Below are 19628 nucleotides of genomic sequence, written 5' to 3' on the forward strand. Positions count from 1 at the left end.
AGCTAGAGAGAGCTACTTTTTCTCTCATCCGGAATTGCCATGGCCGCACCCAAGAAGACCGCCGCAAAGGAACAAGGGCAGGACAGAGACAACGGCCCGCCGCCGGAATTCACCAGAGAACAGGAATTGGCCGCGCTGCGCGACATGCTGCTGATCCGTCGCTTTGAGGAGAAGGCGGGTCAGCTTTATGGCATGGGTGCGATCGGCGGTTTCTGTCACCTCTACATCGGGCAGGAGGCTGTGGTCGTCGGCATGCAGATGGCGCTGAAGCCGGGCGATCAGGTCATCACCGGCTATCGCGATCACGGCCACATGCTGGCGACCGGGATGGATGCCAAGGGCGTCATGGCCGAGCTCACCGGGCGCCGCGGCGGCTACTCCAAGGGCAAGGGCGGCTCCATGCACATGTTCAGCATGGAGAAGAATTTCTTCGGCGGCCACGGCATCGTCGGCGCCCAGGTGTCGCTCGGGACGGGCCTCGCGCTCGCCAACCGCTACCGCGGCAACGACTCAGTCAGCATTGCCTATTTCGGCGACGGCGCGGCAAATCAGGGGCAGGTCTATGAGAGCTTCAACATGGCGGAGCTCTGGAAGCTGCCGGTGATCTACGTCATCGAGAACAACCGCTATGCGATGGGCACGGCCGTGTCGCGCGCCTCGGCGCAGACCGACTTCTCCAAGCGCGGCATCTCCTTCAACATCCCGGGCGAGCAGGTCGACGGCATGGACGTCCGCGCCGTGAAGGCTGCCGGTGAGAAGGCCGTCGCGTGGTGCCGCGAGGGCAAGGGCCCGTACATTCTGGAAATGCAGACCTATCGCTATCGCGGCCACTCGATGTCCGACCCGGCCAAGTATCGCACCCGCGAGGAAGTCGAGAAGGTGCGTCACGACCAGGATCCGATCGAGCAGGTGCGCAACCGCCTGCTGGCGGCCAAGGTCACCGAGCAGGATCTCAAGGCGATCGACGCCGACGTGCGCAAGATCGTCAACGAGGCCGCCGATTTCGCCCAGGCCGATCCCGAGCCGGATGTCGCCGAGCTCTACACCGACGTTTACCGTTAAGCGCAGACGCTGTTTTGTCCGGAGCTGATATGCCAATTCAAGTTTTGATGCCTGCGCTGTCGCCCACGATGGAGAAGGGCAATCTCTCCAAATGGCTGAAAAAGGAAGGCGAGGCGATCAAGTCGGGTGACGTGATCGCCGAGATCGAGACCGACAAGGCCACGATGGAGGTCGAGGCGACCGACGAGGGCACGCTCGGCAAGATACTGATCCCCGAAGGCACCGCCGACGTCGCGGTCAATACGCCGATCGCGACCATCCTCGCGGACGGCGAGACCGCGGCCGATCTCGGCAAGGCCGCAGCACCTGCGGCCGAGACGAAGGCTGCGCAATCGGCGCCGCCGTCCGAGCCTGCCGCAGCCACGCCGGCCGCGCCCGCGCCGACCGGCGTGGCTGCGCCGCAGAGCGTTGCTCAGCCCGATCCCGAGGTGCCCGCGGGCACCGAGATGGTCACGCAGACCATCCGCGAGGCGCTGCGCGACGCGATGGCCGAGGAGATGCGTCGCGACGGCGACGTCTTCATCATGGGCGAGGAGGTCGCCGAATATCAGGGCGCCTACAAGGTCACCCAGGGCCTGCTGCAGGAGTTCGGCGCCCGCCGCGTGATGGACACGCCGATCACCGAGCACGGCTTCGCCGGCATCGGCGTCGGTGCCGCGATGGCCGGCCTGAAGCCGATCGTCGAGTTCATGACCTTCAACTTCGCCATGCAGGCGATCGACCAGATCATCAACTCCGCAGCCAAGACGCTCTACATGTCCGGCGGCCAGATGGGCTGCTCGATCGTGTTCCGCGGCCCGAACGGCGCGGCGGCGCGCGTTGCCGCCCAGCACAGCCAGGACTACTCGTCCTGGTACTCGCACGTGCCCGGTCTGAAGGTGGTCGCGCCGTATTCGGCGGCGGACGCCAAGGGCCTGCTGAAGGCGGCGATCCGTGATCCGAACCCGGTGATCTTCCTCGAGAACGAGGTGCTGTACGGTCATTCCGGCGAGGTGCCGAAGCTCGACGACTACGTGATTCCGATCGGCAAGGCGCGCATCGCGCGCGCCGGAAAGGACGTGACGATCATCGCGTGGTCGAACGGCATGACCTATGCGCTCAAGGCCGCCGACGAGCTCGCCAAGGAGGGCATCGAGGCCGAGGTGATCGACCTGCGCACCCTGCGCCCGATGGACACGGAGACCATCGTCGCCTCGGTCAAGAAGACCGGCCGCGCCGTCACGGTGGAAGAGGGGTGGGCGCAGAGCGGCGTCGGTGCCGAGATTGCCGCGCGGATCATGGAGCACGCCTTCGACTATCTCGATGCGCCGGTCGTCCGCGTGTCCGGCAAGGATGTGCCGATGCCGTATGCGGCCAACCTCGAGAAGCTCGCGCTGCCGTCGGCGGCGGAGGTCGTGCAGGCCGCCAAATCCGTCTGCTACCGGTAAGGGAAAGCCCAGATGGCCGGACCCAAGGAGCAGCCATTGCCGCCGGACGTCATCGGCCGCGAGGACGCCACCGAAGTGTTGCGCGCCTTCGTGCTCGATGGCGGGCTCTCGATCGCCTTCCAGCGCGCCTTCGAGGAGCCCGACGTGTGGGGGCTGCTCCTGGTCGACGTCGCCCGCCATGCTGCGCGCGCCTATGCGCGCGAGAGCGATTATTCCGAAGACGAGGCGCTGCAGCGCATCGTCGAGATGTTCGAAGCCGAGCTGGCTCGGCCGACCGACACGGGCACCACCAGCCCCAGGTCGAAACAAGGTCACTGATCATGCCGATCAACATTCTCATGCCCGCGCTGTCGCCGACGATGGAGAAGGGCAACCTTGCTCGTTGGCTCAAGAAGGAAGGCGACCAGGTCAAGTCCGGCGAGGTCATCGCCGAGATCGAGACCGACAAGGCCACGATGGAAGTCGAGGCGGTCGACGAAGGTACGCTCGCCAAGATCCTGGTGCCGGAAGGCACGCAGGATGTACCCGTCAACGACGTGATCGCGGTGCTCGCCGGCGAGGGCGAGGACGTCAAGGCGGCCGGCAGCGCGCCGGCGGCCGCAGCTCCCAAGCCAGAAGCAAAGCCCGCTGCCGCAGCGGCAGCCGCTCCTGTCGCCACGCCTGCGCCGAAGCCGGCCGCAGCTCCTGCTGCTCCCGCGCCCGCCGCTGCGCCGCAGCTGAACGGCCACGCCCGCATCTTCTCCTCGCCGCTGGCACGGCGGCTCGCCAAGGATGCCGGCATCGATCTCGCCCGCATCACCGGCACCGGCCCGCATGGCCGCGTGGTCGCGCGTGACGTCGAGGAGGCGAAATCGGGCAAGGGCCTCAAGGCCGCGCCGTCAGCCGCAACCGCCGCGGCAGGCGCCCCCGCGCTCGCGCCCTCGATGTCGGACAAGCAGATCCTGGCGCTGTTCGAGCCGGGCTCCTACGAGGTCATCCCGCATGATGGCATGCGCCGCACCATCGCGCAGCGCCTGACCGCGTCGGTGCAGAACGTCCCGCACTTCTACCTGACGATCGACTGCGACATCGGCAAGCTCTTGGCCGCGCGCGAGGAGATCAATGCGGCGGCGCCGAAGGACAAGGAGAAGAAGCCGCTCTACAAGCTGTCGGTCAACGACTTCGTCATCAAGGCGATGGCGGTGGCGCTGCAGAAGATCCCGAACTGCAACGTCAGCTGGACCGAAGGGGGCATGGTCAAGCACAAGCATTCCGACGTCGGCGTCGCCGTGGCGATGCCGGGTGGCCTGATCACGCCGATCATCCGCAAGGCCGAGACCAAGACGCTATCGGCCATCTCCGGCGAGATGAAGGATTTTGCCGCGCGCGCCCGCTCGCGCAAGCTGAAGCCGGAGGAATATCAGGGCGGCACCACGGCGGTGTCGAACCTCGGCATGTACGGCATCAACCACTTCACCGCCGTGATCAATCCGCCGCATGCGACGATCCTCGCGGTCGGCACCTCCGAGGAACGCCCGGTGGTGCGCAACGGCAAGATCGAGATCGCGAGCATGATGAGCGTGACCCTGTCTTGCGACCATCGCGCCATCGACGGCGCGCTCGGCGCCGAGCTGATCGGCGCCTTCAAGCAACTGATCGAGAATCCCGTGATGATGATGGTGTGATGTTGCTTTCCGGAGCGGGATGGCAAACGGGGCCAGCGCATGCGCATCAGAACGCGGTGGCCCTGGATCACGGCACTGGTGAGCGTCGCATTGTTCGCCAACCCGCTCGGGATCGACGTCATCCATTCTGCTTTCTTCTCCGGCGAGGCGCTGTCGCGCGGCATCTGGGCGCCAATCGTGCTCGCTGGATTCGCGATCTGCGCTGTGCTGATGCTGCTGGAGGCAATTGTTCGAGCCTTGATCTGGCGACGTTCCGTCGGCAGCACCACGACCATCTGATTTCCAACTGCTTCAGTTGAATGGGAGCCGTAATGGCCGACACATCCTTCGACGTCATCATCATCGGCTCCGGCCCGGGCGGCTACGTCGCCGCGATCCGCGCAGCCCAACTCGGGTTCAAGACCGCGATCATCGAGAAGTCCTACCTCGGTGGTATCTGCCTGAACTGGGGCTGCATCCCGACCAAGGCGCTCTTACGCTCGGCCGAGATCTATCACTACATGCAGCACGCCAAGGATTACGGCCTCTCTGCCGAGAAGATCTCCTACGATCCGAAGGCGGTGGTGCAGCGCTCGCGCGGCGTTTCCAAGCGGCTGAACGACGGCGTCGGCTTCCTGATGAAGAAGAACAAGGTCCAGGTGATCTGGGGGCGCGCCGCGATCGATGCGCCCGGCAAGATCACGGTGACCAAGTCGGATGTCGAAGCGCCCAAGGGCGCGCTGGGCGAGGGCGTCTATCAGGCCAAGCACATCATCGTCGCGACCGGCGCGCGGCCGCGCGTGCTGCCGGGCCTCGAGCCGGACAAGAAGCTGGTCTGGACCTATTTCGAGGCGATGGTGCCGGACAAGATGCCGAAGTCGCTGCTGGTCGTCGGCTCCGGCGCGATCGGCATCGAGTTCGCCTCGTTCTTCCGCACCATGGGCTCCGAGGTCACCGTGGTCGAGGTGCTGCCGCAGATCCTCCCCGTGGAGGACGCCGAGATCGCAGGCCTTGCCCGCAAGCAGCTGGAGAAGCAGGGCCTCAAGATCATGACCGGGGCCAAGGTCACCAAGCTCGACAAGAAGAGCGACAGCGTGGTGGCGACGATCGACGACGGCAAGGGCAAGACGGAGTCGGTCGAGTTCGATCGCGTGATCTCGGCGGTCGGCGTTGTCGGCAACATCGAGAATCTCGGGCTCGAGAAGTTGGGCGTGAAGACCGATCGCGGCTGCATCGTCATCGACGGCTACGGCAAGACCAATGTGCCCGGCCTCTACGCGATCGGCGACGTCGCCGGTCCGCCGATGCTGGCGCACAAGGCCGAGCATGAGGGCGTGGTCTGCATCGAGGCGATCAAGGGCCTGCATCCGCACCCGATGGACAAGAACCTCATTCCCGGCTGCACCTATTGCCATCCGCAGGTCGCCTCCGTCGGCCTCACCGAGGCCAAGGCCAAGGAGCAGGGCCGCGACATCCGCGTCGGCCGCTTCCCCTTCGTCGGCAATGGCAAGGCGATCGCGCTCGGCGAGGACCAGGGTCTCGTCAAGGTGATCTTCGACAAGAAGACGGGACAGCTGATCGGCGCCCACATGGTCGGCGCCGAGGTCACCGAGCTGATCCAGGGCTATGTCGTGGCGATGAACCTCGAAACGACAGAGGAAGAGCTGATGCACACGGTGTTCCCGCATCCGACCCTGTCGGAGATGATGAAGGAAGCCGTGCTCGACGCCTACGGCCGCGTGCTGAACATGTAGTCTCGTTTCCCGTCGTCATGCGCGGGCTTGACCCGCGCATCCATCACCCCTGGCATGACTCTCGAGGAAGAAGATGGATTGCCGGGTCAAGCCCGGCAATGACGACACTAGCCAGAGGTCTCACCGTGAAATCCAACGACAATCTCACTATCGAACGCCCGACCTTCGTCACCCACCTCGAATGCGCGATGGAGGGCGATCATTATCCGGCGGACCAGGTCCACAACCTGTCCAAGGCCGGCAAGCCGCTCCTGGTGCGCTACGATCTCGCCGGCGTGAAGCAGGCGCTGACCAAGGACGCGCTCGCGCAGCGTCCGGCCGACATGTGGCGCTATCGCGAGCTGCTGCCGGTGCGCAAATGCCAGGACATCGTCAGCCTCGGCGAGGTGATGACGCCGCTGATCAATCTGCCCAAGCTGTCGAAGAAGCTCGGCGGCGGCGAGATCATTGTCAAGGATGAGGGCCGGCTGCCGACCGGCTCGTTCAAGGCGCGCGGCCTCGTGATGGCGGTGTCGATGGGCAAGGCGCTCGGCATCAAGCACATGGCGATGCCGACCAACGGCAATGCCGGTGCTGCGCTCGCGGCCTACGCGACCTCCTGCGGCATCAAGACCACGATCTTCTGTCCGGCCGATACGCCGGAGGTGAACGTCAGCGAGATCGAGCTGCAGGGCGCGACCGTCTATCGCGTCAACGGTCTGATCGACGATTGCGGCAAGATCGTCGGCGAGGGCAAGGCCAAGGTCGGCTGGTTCGATACCTCGACCCTGAAGGAGCCCTATCGCATCGAGGGCAAGAAGACGATGGGCCTGGAGCTCGCCGAGCAGCTCGGCTGGGACGTGCCCGACGTGATCTTCTATCCGACCGGCGGCGGCACCGGCCTGATCGGCATGTGGAAGGCGTTCGACGAATTGGAGAAGATCGGCTTCATCGGCTCGAAGCGCCCGCGCATGGTGGCGGTGCAGGCCTCCGGCTGCGCGCCGATGGTGCGCGCCTTCGAGCAGGGCGTCGAGCATGCGACGCGCTGGGAGGATGCCCACACCATCGCGTCCGGCATCCGTGTGCCCCAGGCGGTCGGTGATTTCCTTATCCTGCGCGCCGTCCGCGAGAGCAAAGGTTTCGCCATCGCGGTCGATGACGAGAAGATTTCATCTGCGCTCAGCGAAGTCGCGCGCGAGGAGGGGCTGCTGTTGTGCCCGGAAGGCGCGGCGACCTATGCCGCCTACAAGCAGAGCCTGGCCGACGGACGCGTGACGAAAAACGATCGCGTCATGCTGTTCAATTGCGCGACAGGACTTAAATATCCGCTGCCGCCGGTCACCCGGACGCTCGATCGTCACCAGCCGATCGACTTCGGGCAGTTCTAACTAACAAAACAGCACCGCGGCCTCGAGCACATGCTCCGGCGCAGACGCATTCGCGTCTGTGACCGGCGCGTGCGACACAAGGGAGGACGTGATGCGACGAGCTCTTTGCGCCGTGCTGTTTGCGTGCCTGGCTCTGGCGGTGCCAGCGCGCGCCGACACCTACCCCTCGCGCGCGATCACCGTGATCGTGCCGTTCGCCGCCGGCGGCCCATCGGATGCGATGATGCGCATCCTCGCCGAGCACATGAAACGGACGCTCGGCCAGCCGGTGCTGGTCGAGAACGTGACGGGCGCGGGCGGCTCGATCGGCGTGGGACGCGCGGTGCGCTCGAAGCCCGACGGCTACACCGTGAGCTTCGGCCATCTCGGCACCCACGTCGCGAACGGCGCCGTCTACCGGCTTGGCTATGACCTCGAGGCCGATCTCGAGCCGGTCGTGCTGCTGCCGAGCAATCCGATGATCATCGTCAGCAGGAACAACATCCCGGCCAAAACGCTGCCGGAGTTTCTCGCCTGGGTGAAGTCGCAGCCGAACCCCGTATCGGCCGGCACGGCGGGCAACGGCTCCGGCAGCCACATCGCAGGCCTCTATTTCGAGCAGGTCACCGGCCTCAAGCTGCAATACGTGCCCTATCGCGGCACGGGGCCGGCGATGAACGATCTCGTCGCCGGCCAGATCGATCTGATCGTCGACCAGACCTCCAACGCCATCAACCAGGTCCGCGCCGGCACGATCCGCGCCTACGCCGTCACGGACGCCAAGCGCCTCGATTCCGCGCCCGAGATCCCGACCACCGATGAAGCCGGCCTGCCGGGCTTCCACATGACCCTGTGGTCGGGACTCTGGCTCCCGAAGGGCGTCAGCAAGGAGATCGTCGACACGCTCAATGCGGCCGCGGTGGCTGCGCTGGATGAGCCGGATGTGAAAAATCAGTTGAAAAACCTGGGGTTGCAGATGCCGGCGGCGGACCAGCGCAGTCCGGCCGCCCTTGGAACCCTGCAGCGCGCCGAGATCCATAAATGGTGGCCGATGATCCGAGCCTCCGGGGTGGTGCCCGAGTAGCTTTCGCTCTCCATGCTAACCGCGGATGGTTGCGCGTCGGCCACGAATGTTGCGACGTCGCCACAGTTTACGAAGTTTTGGTAACAATCTCCGGCGCTCCGCAAACGCGCCGCTTTTTAGCCACACCTGGTCGTGAAATACTTTGATCAGAACATAACCAGTGCGTGTGAGGCTGCCGAAAATCCATTTCTAGGATTTTAGCGTTCTCCTCAGCACCGGGAGGCCAGAACAGCGATGGACGCGAAGACCGACATCAAGCGCAGGCTGCCCAGCCGTCATGTGACGGAAGGGCCCGAGCGTGCGCCGCATCGGTCCTACCTCTACGCGATGGGCCTGACCACGGCCCAGATCCACCAGCCCTTTGTCGGCGTCGCCTCGTGCTGGAACGAGGCCGCGCCCTGCAACATCGCGCTGATGCGGCAGGCCCAGGCGGTCAAGAAGGGCGTGGCGCATGCGGGCGGCACGCCGCGCGAATTCTGCACCATCACCGTGACCGACGGCATCGCGATGGGCCATGACGGCATGCGCTCGTCGCTGCCGTCGCGCGAGGCGATCGCCGATTCCGTCGAGCTGACGATTCGCGGCCATTCCTACGATGCGCTGGTCGGGCTCGCCGGCTGCGACAAATCGCTGCCGGGCATGATGATGGCGATGGTCCGGCTCAACGTGCCTTCGATCTTCATCTATGGCGGCTCGATTCTGCCGGGCAATTTTCGCGGCCAGCAGGTCACGGTGCAGGACATGTTCGAGGCCGTCGGCAAGCATTCGGTGGGTGCGATGTCGGACGAGGACCTCGACGAGCTCGAGCGCGTCGCCTGTCCATCCGCCGGCGCCTGCGGCGCCCAGTTCACGGCCAATACGATGGCGACGGTCTCCGAAGCGATCGGGCTGGCGCTGCCTTATTCGGCCGGCGCCCCGGCGCCTTACGAAATCCGCGATTCGTTCTGCATGACGGCTGGCGAACAGGTCATGGAGCTGATCGCCGCCAATATCCGCCCGCGCGACATCGTCACGCGAAAATCCCTGGAGAATGCCGCTGCGGTTGTGGCGGCGTCCGGCGGGTCGACCAATGCTGCGCTGCATCTACCTGCGATTGCACACGAGGCGGGCATCAAGTTCGACTTATTCGACGTCGCCGAAATCTTCAAAAAGACACCTTATATCGCGGATTTGAAGCCGGGTGGCCGCTATGTCGCCAAAGACATGTTCGAGGCTGGTGGCATTCCGCTCTTGATGAAGACGTTGCTCGACCATGGCTATTTGAACGGCGACTGCCTCACAGTCACCGGCCGGACGATCGCCGAAAACCTCAAAGGCGTGAAGTGGAATCCGCACCAGGACGTGGTGATGCCGGCCGACCAGCCGATCACTGCAACCGGGGGTGTCGTCGGTCTGAAAGGCAATCTCGCGCCGGAGGGCGCGATCGTGAAAGTCGCGGGCATGTCGAACTTGAAATTCTCTGGGCCGGCCCGCTGCTTTGATCGGGAAGAGGACGCCTTTGACGCCGTCCAGAAGCGCACCTATCGCGAAGGCGAGGTGATCGTCATTCGCTACGAGGGGCCGCGCGGCGGTCCGGGCATGCGGGAGATGCTGCAGACGACGGCGGCGCTGACCGGGCAGGGCATGGGCGGCAAGATCGCGCTCATCACCGATGGCCGGTTCTCGGGCGCGACCCGCGGCTTCTGCATCGGCCACATCGGACCAGAGGCGGCGGTCGGCGGAACGATCGCTCTGGTCGAGGATGGCGACATCATCGAGATCGACGCCGAGGCGGGTATCCTTAACGTGAAGTTGAGCGATGCCGAGCTGGCGACACGCAAGACCAAGTGGACGCCGCGTGAGACGCATCACACGTCAGGTGCACTTTGGAAATATGCCCAGCAGGTGGGGCCGGCCGTGGCGGGCGCCGTGACTCACCCAGGTGGTGCGCAAGAGAAGTATTGCTATGCGGACATCTGATCGGATCATTTTCGCATTGATGCTGGGGGTTGCCCCGCTCGCGTTGCCGACGCCATCGTTCGCGTTCGATGGCGCTCCGGTCAACCAGGAGCCGGCGATCCCCGTGGCTGGAGCTCAGGCCGGCGCCGGCGCGCTGCGCAAGGCGTTGCCTGCGACCACGTCCTCCACGTCGCCCACGCAGTCGCTGACGGCGCTGCAATACGCGGCGGAGGAAGGTCACCCGGTTGCGCAGTTCAAGCTCGGCCGCATGTATGCGGCTGGCGATGGCGTTGCGCGGGATGACATGCGCGCCTTCGACTATTTCAGCCGCATCGCCAATGCGCATGCGGAGGACAGTCCGTCGGCGCCGCAGGCGCAGATCGTCGCCAATGCCTTTGTCGCGCTTGGCCGCTATTACCTGAGCGGCATCCCCAACACGAAGGTGAAGGCCGATCCGGATCGCGCGCGGGAGATGTTCTCCTATGCGGCGTCCTACTTCGGCAATGCCGACGCCCAATACGACCTGGCGCGGATGTACCTGAAGACGGCGGATGCCTCGCGCGACGACTTCCGCTATGGCGCGCGCTGGCTTGGCCTCGCCGCGCAGAAGGGCCAGCATCAGGCCCAGGCGCTGCTCGGCCAGATGCTGTTCAACGGCGACCGGCTGCCGCGCCAGCCGGCGCGCGGCCTGATGTGGCTCACCTTGGCGCGCGACAGCGCCGGTGCGGACGAAGCCTGGATCAAGGAGAGCTACAACCGCGCCTTCGCCAAGGCCTCCGACGATGACCGCGCCTCGGCGCTGCAGATGCTCGAGAGCTGGGTGCAGGGCAAGCGCGAGTAGCAGGAGCGCATCGCGTTCCCTCCGTTCGAGAGAGGGATTGAATGGTCATTCGCGATGCGACACCGGAAGACGCAACGGCGGCCTGCGAGATGCTGCGGGCATCCATCATCCAACTGTGCGTGGCTGATCACCGCGGCGATCCCGACATCCTTGGCCGCTGGCTCGCCAACAAGACGCCGGACAACGTCGCGACCTGGGCCGACGGGCAAGGCCGGTCGCTGTTGGTGGCGGTCGAGGAGGGGGCGATTCTCGCCGTCGGCGGGCTCGCGCACCCCGGCGAGATCACGGCCAACTACGTGTCGCCGCAGGCGCGCTTTCGTGGAATCAGTTCGGCGCTGTTGGCGGAGCTGGAGCGCCGGGCGATGGCACTGGGCGCCCGCGACGTCGCGCTGCTCAGCACCGAAACGGCGCACCGATTCTATCTTGCCCGCGGCTACGCCGATGTCGGCGTGCCCGCCGGCAAGTTCGGCACCGCGGCCTCCTATCCAATGAGCAAGACGCTCGCCACCGCGCCGTGAGTCGCGGGCCACGGTGAGACATCAAGGCCACGGCAGCGGCTGCCCAAGGAGTGGGCGATGACGCGCCGATGTTTTGACCAGCGTCAGGTTCCAGAACCAAAATCGGCGATCTTTGGTACACGAACGACCCCGATGACGCCAAAACGCGCTTGGCACGATTCGTGAGTGCAATTCCTCTGCAACAGCAGAGGCGGCACGTTTGCGCAGCGTTCGGATCGGCCTGATCATTCCTCAGCGCGGCTCGGCAGGGTTGTGGGCGCCCTCCGCCGAAGCCTGCGGGCGGCTGGCCGTGACCGAGCTGAACCAGGCCGCCGGCATCCGCCGCCGACAGGTCGAGCTGATCGTGATCGACGCCGGCGCGACCGCCGCCAGCGCGGGCCGGGCTGCGGTCGAGGCGGTCGACGAGCTCGCCGTCGACGGCCTCGTCGGCATGCTGCCGAGCTACGCGCGCGATCCTGTCGCGCAAGCCGCGCGCGGCCGCGTGCCGTTCGTCTACACGCCCCAGTTCGAAGGCCTGTCGGCGAACAGCGACGTGATGACCACGGGCGAGACCGCCGGCGAATTGCTGGGGCCGGCGGTGCAGTGGCTCTCGGAGGTCAAGCGCGCCAGGCGGTTCTTCCTCTGCGGCAACGACTACATCTGGCCGCGCTCGTCGCTGCAGATCGCCAAGCGGCTGATCGCGCGCTTCGGCGGCACGGTGACCGGCGAATGCTACGTGCCGGTCGGCATCCACGATTACGACGAGATGCTCGACCGCATCAAGACGACGCGCAGCGACGTGGTGCTGCCGGTCTTTCTCGGCTTCGACTGCATCGCCTTCAGCCGCGCCTTCTGCGCCGCCGGCCTCAGCCGCCACGTTCTGCGATTCTCGTCCGCCTTCGACGAGACCATCGTTTACGGACTCGACAGCGGCGAGACCGAGAACGTCTACGTGGCGTCGAGCTATTTCGCCTCGCTGCGGTCGCGCAACAACGGCGCGTTCCTCGAGCGCTACTACACGGCATTCGGCGACAATCCGCCGCCGCCCAACGGCTACGGCGAATCCTGCTACGAAGGGATTCACGCGCTCGCCGCGCTGATCGAGCGCGCCGAGAGCTTCGACGCCCGCAACCTCAGGCGCTTCTACGGACGCACGCTGCAGCGGCGCACGGCGCGCGGCAACGAGGCGCAGCCGGTGGTTGGCGGACGCCACCCGATCCATCTCGCCGAGCTGGACGGCTACGACTTCGCGGTCGTCGCGTCGCGCTAGCGCGCAGGGCGCTTCCTAAAAACACTTGCCTTTTCAAATATTGTCATTTTAAACTTATCGCGGATCATGAACCAGCATCATCAACCCATGGGGACCTTTATGACTCTCTCCCGACGTCGTTTCCTGCAACGCTCGGCCATCGCGACCTCGACATTGATCGCGGCACCCGCCGTGCTGCGCTCGGGTGCGCTCGCGGCCGAGAACCCGATCACGGTCGGCAGCCTGCACGACCAGTCCGGTCCCATCGGCACCTCCGGCACGCCGATGGTCTATGCGCTGCAGCTTGCCGTTGAGGAGATCAATGCCGCGGGCGGCCTGCTCGGACGTCCCTTGAAGGTGATCCACTACGACACCCAGTCCAACATCCAGATGTACTCGCAATACGCCCAGCAGTTGGCGGTGAAGGACAAGGTCGACGTCGTTCACGGCGGCATCACCTCGGCCTCGCGCGAGGCGATCCGGCCGACCTTCGACCGCTTCAAGGTGCTGTACTTCTACAATACGCTGTACGAAGGCGGCGTCTGCGACCGCAACACCTTCTGCACCGGCACGACGCCGGCGCAGACCGTGGAGAAGCTTGTGCCGAGCGCGATGAAGAAGTCCGGCAAGAAGGCCTACATCATCGCGGCCGACTACAATTACGGTCAGATCACCGCGAAGTGGATGACCAAATACTGCAAGGACAATGGCGGCGAGATCCTCTCGACCGACTTTTTCCCGCTCGACGTCACCAATTTCGGCTCCACCATCTCGAAGATCCAGGCGGCCAAGCCCGACCTCATCCTGTCGGCGCTGGTCGGCGGCAACCACACGGCGTTCTACCGGCAGTGGACCGCGGCCGGCATGAAGGGGAAGATCCCGATCGCCTCGACCACCTTCGGCCTCGTCAACGAGCCCTCGACGCTCGATGCCGCCGAGAGCGACGCCATCATCGGCGCCTACGGCTATTTCGAGGAACTCACCACGCCGGCCTCCAAGAGCTTCGTCGAGAAGATCAAGAAGGCGCATCCGGATTCGCCTTACATCAGCGAGCTCGCCTCGTGCACCTATGAAGGGGTGATGCTCTGGGCCGAAGGCGTCAAGAAGGCCGGCAGCATCGACCGGATGAAGGTGATCGAGGCGCTCGAAAGCGGCCTCGTCTTCGATGGTCCCAGCGGCAAGGTCTCGCTGGACAAGCCGACGCATCACACGGTCCGCAATGCGTTCCTTGCCGAGGTGAAGGAACGCAAATGGTCGGTGCTGGAAACCTACACCGACGCCAAGCCGGCCGACACCGCTGGTGTCTGCGACCTCGTCAAGAACCCGAACGACGTCAAGCAGTACATCATCAATCTCTGACGCTTGCCGGGTCCCGCCATCCGGCGGGACCCGGTTTCATTGGACTGCCCTGAAAGACCTGACGCATGGCGATCTACGTCATCCTCGCGCTCGACGTCCTCAATGGAATCTCCTCGCTGTTCCTGCTGTGCCTGGGACTGGCGATCATCTTCGGCATGATGAAGATCATCAATCTCGCCCATGGCGAGTTCATCATGTTGGGGGCCTATGCGACGGTGATCTCCGCCAATGCCGGGGTGAACATCTGGATCGCGATGCTGATCATCGCGCCGTTGTTCGTCGGCATCGTCGGCCTCGTCATCGAGCGCTGCCTGATCCGCTTTCTCTATGGCCGCCTCGTCGATTCGATGCTCGCGACCTGGGGCCTCAGCCTCCTGATCATCGGGATCATCACGACGATCTATGGCAACACCCAGCAGGGCGTGCCGACGCCGCTCGGCGGCTTCTCGATCGGATCCTACCAGTCGAGCTACTACACGCTGTTCCTTGCGTTGATGGCGGCCGTCATGATGGCGATCATCTACGGCGTGATGCGCTACACCCGCTTCGGCCTGGTGGCCCGCGCGACGATGCAGAACCCGGCGATGGCGGCCACGCTCGGCGTCAATCCGGCCCGCGTCTACATGAGCACCTTCGCGCTCGGCGCGGCCGTGACGGGCCTCGCCGGCGGCCTGCTGGCGCCGGTGTCAGGCATCACCCCGGTGATGGGCGGTGCCTATGTCGCAAAAGCCTTCATGACCGTGGTCGGGGGCGGCGCGGCGATCCTCTCCGGCACGCTGTCCGCGGCAAGCCTGTTCGGCTCGGTCAACCAGATCGGCGCCTATTTCACCACGCCTGTCTATGGCGAGGTCATCGTCTTCACCACCGCGATCGTGCTGATCCGCTTGCTGCCGCAGGGCATCTCCGGGCGCTTCTTCAAGGGGAACCTGTGATGCCCAAGCACTCCCGTCTTGCGGGCCAGATGGGTGCGATCGTCCTTGCCATCGTGGCGATTGCGATCGTGCCGAGCGTGATCGAGCTGTTCGCCCTGATGCAGCTGACGCTGTTTGCCGCGATGTCGGTGCTGGCGCTGAGCCTCGCCTTCATCTGGGGCTTCGGCGGCATCCTGTCGTTCGGGCAGACCGCCTTCTTCGGCCTCGGCGGCTATGCCTATGCCATCGCGGCCATCAACTTCCAGGATTCGACGCCGGCGATCCTGCTGGCCATCGTGATCCCGGCGCTGTTCGCGGCGATCCTCGGCTACTTCATCTTCTTCGGCCGAATCTCCGACGTCTATCTCGGCGTCATCACGCTCACGGTCACCCTGATCCTGTTCAACTCGGTCAACTCGACCTCGGGCGATGCCTACAAGATCGGCAAGGCGCTGCTCGGCGGCTTCAACGGCATGCCGGCGGTGCCGACCTTCAACATGCCGTTCGATCCGTCGACCGTGCTGTCGCCGGAGCAGTCGTGGTGGACGACAGCCTATGTGCTGCTTGGCGTGTTCCTGCTGCTGCGGCTGCTGCTGGCGGCGCCGGCCGGGCGCGTCATCGTCGCGGTGCGTGAGAACGAGGTGCGGGCCTCGCTGCTCGGCTATGACCCGCGGCTCGTGAAGTGCCTGACCTTCATCCTCGGCGGCGCGATCGCCGGTCTTGCCGGCGCGCTCTACGTCAACTGGGGCGCCTTTGTCAGCCCCACCATCTTCAGCCTGTCGCTGTCGGCCGAGATCATCATCTGGATCACGGTCGGCGGTCTCGGCACCTTGCTCGGTCCGATCATCGGCTGCGTCGTGATCGAATACATCGTCGCCTATATCGGCTCGCAGCAGCTCTTGAATTCCAACCTCGTGCTCGGCGGCGTGCTGGTGATCTTCGTGCTGCTGCTGCCGAAGGGCATGGTGCCGACCGCCCGCGATCTTGTGATGCGGCTGATGCCGGACAGGAAGAAGACCGGCGGTCCCCCGATGCAGCCAGCGGCGGCGCCGCATCCCGCAGGAGCCGAATGACATGGCGGACCTGGTTCCTCTGCTCAAGGCCGAGCACCTGACGATGCGCTTCGGCGGCGTGGTCGCTAATGACGACATCACCTTCACGCTTCAGGAGATGGAGCTGCGCTGCCTGATCGGCCCGAACGGCGCCGGCAAGAGCACGTTCTTCAAGACGCTGACCGGACAACTGGTGCCGACGTCGGGCAGCATCGCATTCCGTGGCATGCCGATCGCGGGCAAGCTGTCGCACGAGATCGCGCGGATGGGGATCGGCATCAAGACCCAGGTCCCGAATGTGTTCAACGGCCTCTCGGTGCGCGAGAACATCTGGATGGCGGTGCGCCGCAAGGCGACGCCGCGCCAGCAGGGTCCGGCGGTCAATGCCGTGCTCGAGATGATCCGGCTGACCGACTACGCCGACAGCATCGTCGCCACCCTGTCGCACGGCCAGCGGCAATGGGTCGAGATCGGCATGGTGCTCGCCGCCGAGCCGGAGCTGATCCTGCTCGACGAGCCCGCCGCGGGGATGACCGACGAGGAGACCTTCCACACCGCGGCGATCATCCGCGAGATCAACCAGACCCGCGCCATTGTCGTGGTCGAGCACGACATGGAGTTCATCAAGCAGATCGCCAAGCGCGTGACCGTGTTCCACCAGGGCCGCGTGCTGGTCGAGGACACCGTCGACAAGGTGCTCGCCGACCAGCGCGTGCGCGACGTCTATCTCGGCAAGAAGGTGGCCGCATGAGCGCGCTTCTCGAGGTCAAGGGTCTCAAATCAGGCTATGGCCGGATTCCGATCCTGTTCGGCGTCGACCTGACGGTGGCCGATGGCGAGTATCTCGGCATTCTCGGTCACAACGGCATGGGCAAGACCACCGCGCTGCGCACGCTGATGGGGCATCTGCCGACCACCGACGGCTCGGTCGTGTTCGCCGGCAAGACCATCACGCATCTGAAGCCGCATGAGCGCTCGCGGCTCGGCATCGGCCTTGTGCCCCAGGGCCGCGAGATCTTCCCGGACCTGTCGGTCATGGAAAATCTGCGCATGGGCCTCGCATCCGCGCCCAAGGAAGATCGCAGCGTCATTGATGCCGTGCTCCAGGATTTCCCGCGGCTGGTCCGGCTGCTCGATCGTCGCGGCGGCGCGCTGTCCGGCGGCGAGCAGCAACTGCTGGCGCTGGCGCGCTGCCTCTGCACCAAGCCGAGGCTGATCCTGCTCGACGAGCCGACTGAAGGCATCCAGCCATCGATCATCGAGGAGATCATCGAGACCCTGCTGGCGCTGAAGATGCGCTGGAAGATGTCTTTGATCGTGGTCGAGCAGAACCTCGAATTCATCACGTCGTTGTCGGATCGCATCCTGCACATCCAGAAGGGGCGCATCACCGAGGAGCTCGACCGTGAGACTCTGCTGGCCCGGGAAGGTCAGATGGTCCCGAGCTAGAATCTACCGGCGTGCTGCGCCGGCCCATTAACTGACAATTTGCTGTCTCTGCCCAGCTTGTCCTCACAAGAAAGGATGACTCATGTCCATCAAACGCCCGAATGCCGAGGAAGTCGCCGATCTCGCCGCCAGCCTGCATATGAACATGACGGTCGAGGAGGCCGCCGAATATCTGTCGCTGATGGGTGGCATGTTCGATCAGTACGACATCATCGATGAGTTGCCGAACCCGCTGCCGCCGGTGAAATATCCGCGTACGCCGGGCGCCAAGCCGCCGGCGAAGGAGAACAAGTACAACGCCTGGGCGATCAAGACCGAGGTCAAGGGCGCAGCGGGCGGCAAGCTCGCAGGCCGCACCGTGGTGCTGAAGGACAACGTCGCGCTCGCCGGCGTGCCGATGATGAACGGCTCGACCACGCTCGAGGGTTTCATTCCCGCCGCCGACGCCACCATCGTCTCCCGCATCCTCGATGCCGGCGGCACCATCGTCGGCAAGGCGGTCTGCGAGCACTTCTGCCTGTCCGGCGGCAGCCACACTTCCAATCCCGCGCCAGTGCACAATCCCTGGAAGATGGGCTATTCGGCCGGCGGCTCGTCCTCGGGTAGCGCCGCGCTGGTGGCGGCCGGCGAGGTCGACATGTCCATCGGCGGCGACCAGGGCGGCTCGATCCGCATCCCCGCGTCCTATTGCGGCATCTACGGCATGAAGGCGACCCACGGTCTCGTGCCCTACACCGGCGTGATGCCGATCGAGTCGACGATCGACCACACGGGACCGATGACCAAGTCGGTTGCCGACAATGCGCTGCTGCTCGAAGTGCTGGCCGGCGCCGACGGGCTCGATCCCAGGCAATATGCGCCGAAGGTCTCCGCCTACACCGAGGCGCTCGGCAAGGGCGTCCAGGGCCTCAAGATCGGCGTGCTCAAGGAGGGCTTCAGCGCGCCGAACATGGAAGAGGGCGTCGTCAGCAAGGTCAAGGCCGGTGCCGAGCGCTTCGCCAAGCTGGGCGCCTCGGTGTCCGAGGTCTCGATCCCCGAGCACATGCATGCGCTGGCGGCGTGGAATCCGATCACGCTCGAAGGCTTCCTGGTGCAGATGATGCTCGGCAACGGCATGGGCTTCAACTGGAAGGGCCTGTATGACGTTGGCCTGCTCGATGCGCATTCCGGTTGGCGCACGCGCGCCGACGACCTGTCGGTGACGCTGAAGCTGACCATGCTGGTCGGGCAGTGGGGCCTCGAGCACTATCGTGGCCGCTACTACGCCAAGTCGCGCAACATCGCGATTCAAGCCAAGGCGGCCTATGATGCGATGTTCGGCTCCTATGATCTGCTGCTGATGCCGACCCTGCCGTGCGTCGCCACGCCGATCCCGGCCAAGGATGCGCCGCTCGCCGAGGTCGTGCAGCGCGCCTTCGAGATGACCGCGACGACCAGCCCGTTCGACGTGACAGGCCATCCGGCGATGACCTTGCCGTGCGGCTTGTCGGACGGCCTGCCGGTCGGCCTGATGCTGATCGGCAAGGACTATGGCGAGTCCACGATCTACCAGGCGGCGAGCGCGTTCGAGGCCGACGGTGACTGGAAGACGTTCTGATAATCACCATCACCGCGGTCATCAGGGCCAAGGCGGGACACGAGGCCACGATGCGCGACGCCCTCGTCGCCGTCGCGGCCCATGTCGCGGAGAGCGAGCCGGAGACGATCGGGTTCTTCATCTCGCAGAGCGAGACCGAGCCCGGTCTGTTCACGACCTACGAGCGCTTCGCCGACAAGGCCGCGATGGACCGCCACAACGGCTCCGCCGCGGTGGCGACCTTCTTCGGCATCGCCAAGCCGATCCTTGACGGCGAGGTCATTCTCGTGACCTCGCAGGAGGTCTCGGCGACGCTGCGGTAGGGCGCGGAGGTACTTGAGCAAACCAATCGTCCTTCGAGACGCCCGCCTTGCGGCGGGCTCCTCAGGACGAGGACGGTGGCTGTGGCGGGAGAAAACTCACAGCGAAGCTAACCCACC

Annotated in this window: 19 protein-coding genes; all 19 read left to right on the forward strand. The window is 65.2% G+C overall.

The window, feature by feature from the left end; genetic code table 11:
• Positions 1–39 precede the first annotated feature (39 nt).
• The 19 genes from pdhA (at position 40) to QX132_RS03400 (ending at position 19511) form a co-directional block, all read left to right on the forward strand.
• Positions 40–1062 carry a pyruvate dehydrogenase (acetyl-transferring) E1 component subunit alpha gene (pdhA, locus tag QX132_RS03310; RefSeq protein ID WP_315756686.1) on the forward strand — a complete coding sequence of 341 codons (1023 nt, stop codon included), beginning with the start codon at positions 40–42 and terminating at the stop codon, positions 1060–1062.
• A gap of 29 nt (positions 1063–1091) precedes the next feature.
• Positions 1092–2489, forward strand: coding sequence for a pyruvate dehydrogenase complex E1 component subunit beta (locus QX132_RS03315; RefSeq protein WP_316160073.1), 1398 nt, complete (start codon positions 1092–1094; stop codon positions 2487–2489).
• A 12-nt stretch (positions 2490–2501) separates the two neighbouring features.
• Entirely contained in the window at positions 2502–2807 is a 306-nt protein-coding gene (locus QX132_RS03320) for a DUF5076 domain-containing protein (RefSeq protein WP_015666657.1), read from the forward strand.
• A gap of 2 nt (positions 2808–2809) precedes the next feature.
• On the forward strand, positions 2810–4153 hold the full coding sequence (locus QX132_RS03325) for a pyruvate dehydrogenase complex dihydrolipoamide acetyltransferase (RefSeq protein WP_316160075.1): 1344 nt from the start codon (positions 2810–2812) through the stop codon (positions 4151–4153).
• Positions 4154–4192: 39 nt separating this feature from the next.
• Positions 4193–4432: a hypothetical protein gene (locus QX132_RS03330; protein ID WP_316160076.1), complete on the forward strand. Its 240-nt coding sequence runs from the start codon at positions 4193–4195 to the stop codon at positions 4430–4432.
• A 32-nt stretch (positions 4433–4464) separates the two neighbouring features.
• Positions 4465–5886, forward strand: a complete 1422-nt coding sequence (gene lpdA / locus QX132_RS03335) for a dihydrolipoyl dehydrogenase (RefSeq protein ID WP_316160078.1) — start codon at positions 4465–4467, stop codon at positions 5884–5886.
• A gap of 125 nt (positions 5887–6011) precedes the next feature.
• Complete coding sequence (locus QX132_RS03340; RefSeq protein WP_315797528.1) at positions 6012–7253, forward strand: threonine synthase; 1242 nt, start codon at positions 6012–6014, stop codon at positions 7251–7253.
• A gap of 91 nt (positions 7254–7344) precedes the next feature.
• Entirely contained in the window at positions 7345–8316 is a 972-nt protein-coding gene (locus tag QX132_RS03345) for a tripartite tricarboxylate transporter substrate binding protein BugD (protein ID WP_315774989.1), read from the forward strand.
• A gap of 234 nt (positions 8317–8550) precedes the next feature.
• Positions 8551–10275 carry a dihydroxy-acid dehydratase gene (gene ilvD, locus QX132_RS03350; protein ID WP_315738177.1) on the forward strand — a complete coding sequence of 575 codons (1725 nt, stop codon included), beginning with the start codon at positions 8551–8553 and terminating at the stop codon, positions 10273–10275.
• A 103-nt stretch (positions 10276–10378) separates the two neighbouring features.
• Positions 10379–11095 carry a tetratricopeptide repeat protein gene (locus QX132_RS03355; protein WP_409997702.1) on the forward strand — a complete coding sequence of 239 codons (717 nt, stop codon included), beginning with the start codon at positions 10379–10381 and terminating at the stop codon, positions 11093–11095.
• Positions 11096–11136: 41 nt separating this feature from the next.
• The gene (locus QX132_RS03360) at positions 11137–11613 is read left to right on the forward strand and encodes a GNAT family N-acetyltransferase (protein ID WP_315738175.1); all 477 of its coding nucleotides are present in this window, start codon (positions 11137–11139) and stop codon (positions 11611–11613) included.
• Between the two features lie 199 nt (positions 11614–11812).
• The gene (locus QX132_RS03365) at positions 11813–12862 is read left to right on the forward strand and encodes a substrate-binding domain-containing protein (protein ID WP_316160081.1); all 1050 of its coding nucleotides are present in this window, start codon (positions 11813–11815) and stop codon (positions 12860–12862) included.
• A gap of 99 nt (positions 12863–12961) precedes the next feature.
• On the forward strand, positions 12962–14200 hold the full coding sequence (locus tag QX132_RS03370; RefSeq protein WP_315738173.1) for an ABC transporter substrate-binding protein: 1239 nt from the start codon (positions 12962–12964) through the stop codon (positions 14198–14200).
• Between the two features lie 65 nt (positions 14201–14265).
• Positions 14266–15132, forward strand: coding sequence for an ABC transporter permease subunit (locus tag QX132_RS03375; protein ID WP_315711674.1), 867 nt, complete (start codon positions 14266–14268; stop codon positions 15130–15132).
• On the forward strand, positions 15132–16184 hold the full coding sequence (locus QX132_RS03380; protein ID WP_316160083.1) for a branched-chain amino acid ABC transporter permease: 1053 nt from the start codon (positions 15132–15134) through the stop codon (positions 16182–16184). The genes QX132_RS03375 and QX132_RS03380 overlap by 1 nt, the downstream gene beginning before the upstream one ends.
• Position 16185: 1 nt before the next feature.
• Entirely contained in the window at positions 16186–16914 is a 729-nt protein-coding gene (locus QX132_RS03385) for an ATP-binding cassette domain-containing protein (RefSeq protein ID WP_315711676.1), read from the forward strand.
• A complete protein-coding gene (locus tag QX132_RS03390) occupies positions 16911–17612 on the forward strand; it encodes an ABC transporter ATP-binding protein (protein ID WP_315770821.1) in 702 nt (233 codons plus the stop codon). The genes QX132_RS03385 and QX132_RS03390 overlap by 4 nt, the downstream gene beginning before the upstream one ends.
• 82 nt (positions 17613–17694) lie before the next feature.
• Positions 17695–19209: an amidase gene (locus QX132_RS03395; RefSeq protein WP_316160085.1), complete on the forward strand. Its 1515-nt coding sequence runs from the start codon at positions 17695–17697 to the stop codon at positions 19207–19209.
• Entirely contained in the window at positions 19209–19511 is a 303-nt protein-coding gene (locus tag QX132_RS03400; RefSeq protein ID WP_315770817.1) for a putative quinol monooxygenase, read from the forward strand. The genes QX132_RS03395 and QX132_RS03400 overlap by 1 nt, the downstream gene beginning before the upstream one ends.
• Positions 19512–19628: the final 117 nt, after the last annotated feature.

The organism is Bradyrhizobium sp. SZCCHNRI20481 (assembly GCF_032485055.1).
Lineage (GTDB): Bacteria > Pseudomonadota > Alphaproteobacteria > Rhizobiales > Xanthobacteraceae > Bradyrhizobium.

Bases quoted from the DNA above. Each gene is read 5' to 3' on its own strand.
- ilvD (WP_315738177.1), top strand. From the start codon at position 8,551: ATGGACGCGAAGACCGACATCAAGCGCAGGCTGCCCAGCCGTCATGTG.
- QX132_RS03315 (WP_316160073.1), top strand. From the start codon at position 1,092: ATGCCAATTCAAGTTTTGATGCCTGCGCTGTCGCCCACGATGGAGAAG.
- pdhA (WP_315756686.1), top strand. From the start codon at position 40: ATGGCCGCACCCAAGAAGACCGCCGCAAAGGAACAAGGGCAGGACAGA.
- QX132_RS03390 (WP_315770821.1), top strand. From the start codon at position 16,911: ATGAGCGCGCTTCTCGAGGTCAAGGGTCTCAAATCAGGCTATGGCCGG.
- QX132_RS03375 (WP_315711674.1), top strand. From the start codon at position 14,266: ATGGCGATCTACGTCATCCTCGCGCTCGACGTCCTCAATGGAATCTCC.
- QX132_RS03385 (WP_315711676.1), top strand. From the start codon at position 16,186: ATGGCGGACCTGGTTCCTCTGCTCAAGGCCGAGCACCTGACGATGCGC.
- QX132_RS03370 (WP_315738173.1), top strand. From the start codon at position 12,962: ATGACTCTCTCCCGACGTCGTTTCCTGCAACGCTCGGCCATCGCGACC.
- QX132_RS03330 (WP_316160076.1), top strand. From the start codon at position 4,193: ATGCGCATCAGAACGCGGTGGCCCTGGATCACGGCACTGGTGAGCGTC.
- QX132_RS03380 (WP_316160083.1), top strand. From the start codon at position 15,132: ATGCCCAAGCACTCCCGTCTTGCGGGCCAGATGGGTGCGATCGTCCTT.
- QX132_RS03325 (WP_316160075.1), top strand. From the start codon at position 2,810: ATGCCGATCAACATTCTCATGCCCGCGCTGTCGCCGACGATGGAGAAG.
- lpdA (WP_316160078.1), top strand. From the start codon at position 4,465: ATGGCCGACACATCCTTCGACGTCATCATCATCGGCTCCGGCCCGGGC.
- QX132_RS03320 (WP_015666657.1), top strand. From the start codon at position 2,502: ATGGCCGGACCCAAGGAGCAGCCATTGCCGCCGGACGTCATCGGCCGC.
- QX132_RS03395 (WP_316160085.1), top strand. From the start codon at position 17,695: ATGTCCATCAAACGCCCGAATGCCGAGGAAGTCGCCGATCTCGCCGCC.
- QX132_RS03345 (WP_315774989.1), top strand. From the start codon at position 7,345: ATGCGACGAGCTCTTTGCGCCGTGCTGTTTGCGTGCCTGGCTCTGGCG.
- QX132_RS03360 (WP_315738175.1), top strand. From the start codon at position 11,137: ATGGTCATTCGCGATGCGACACCGGAAGACGCAACGGCGGCCTGCGAG.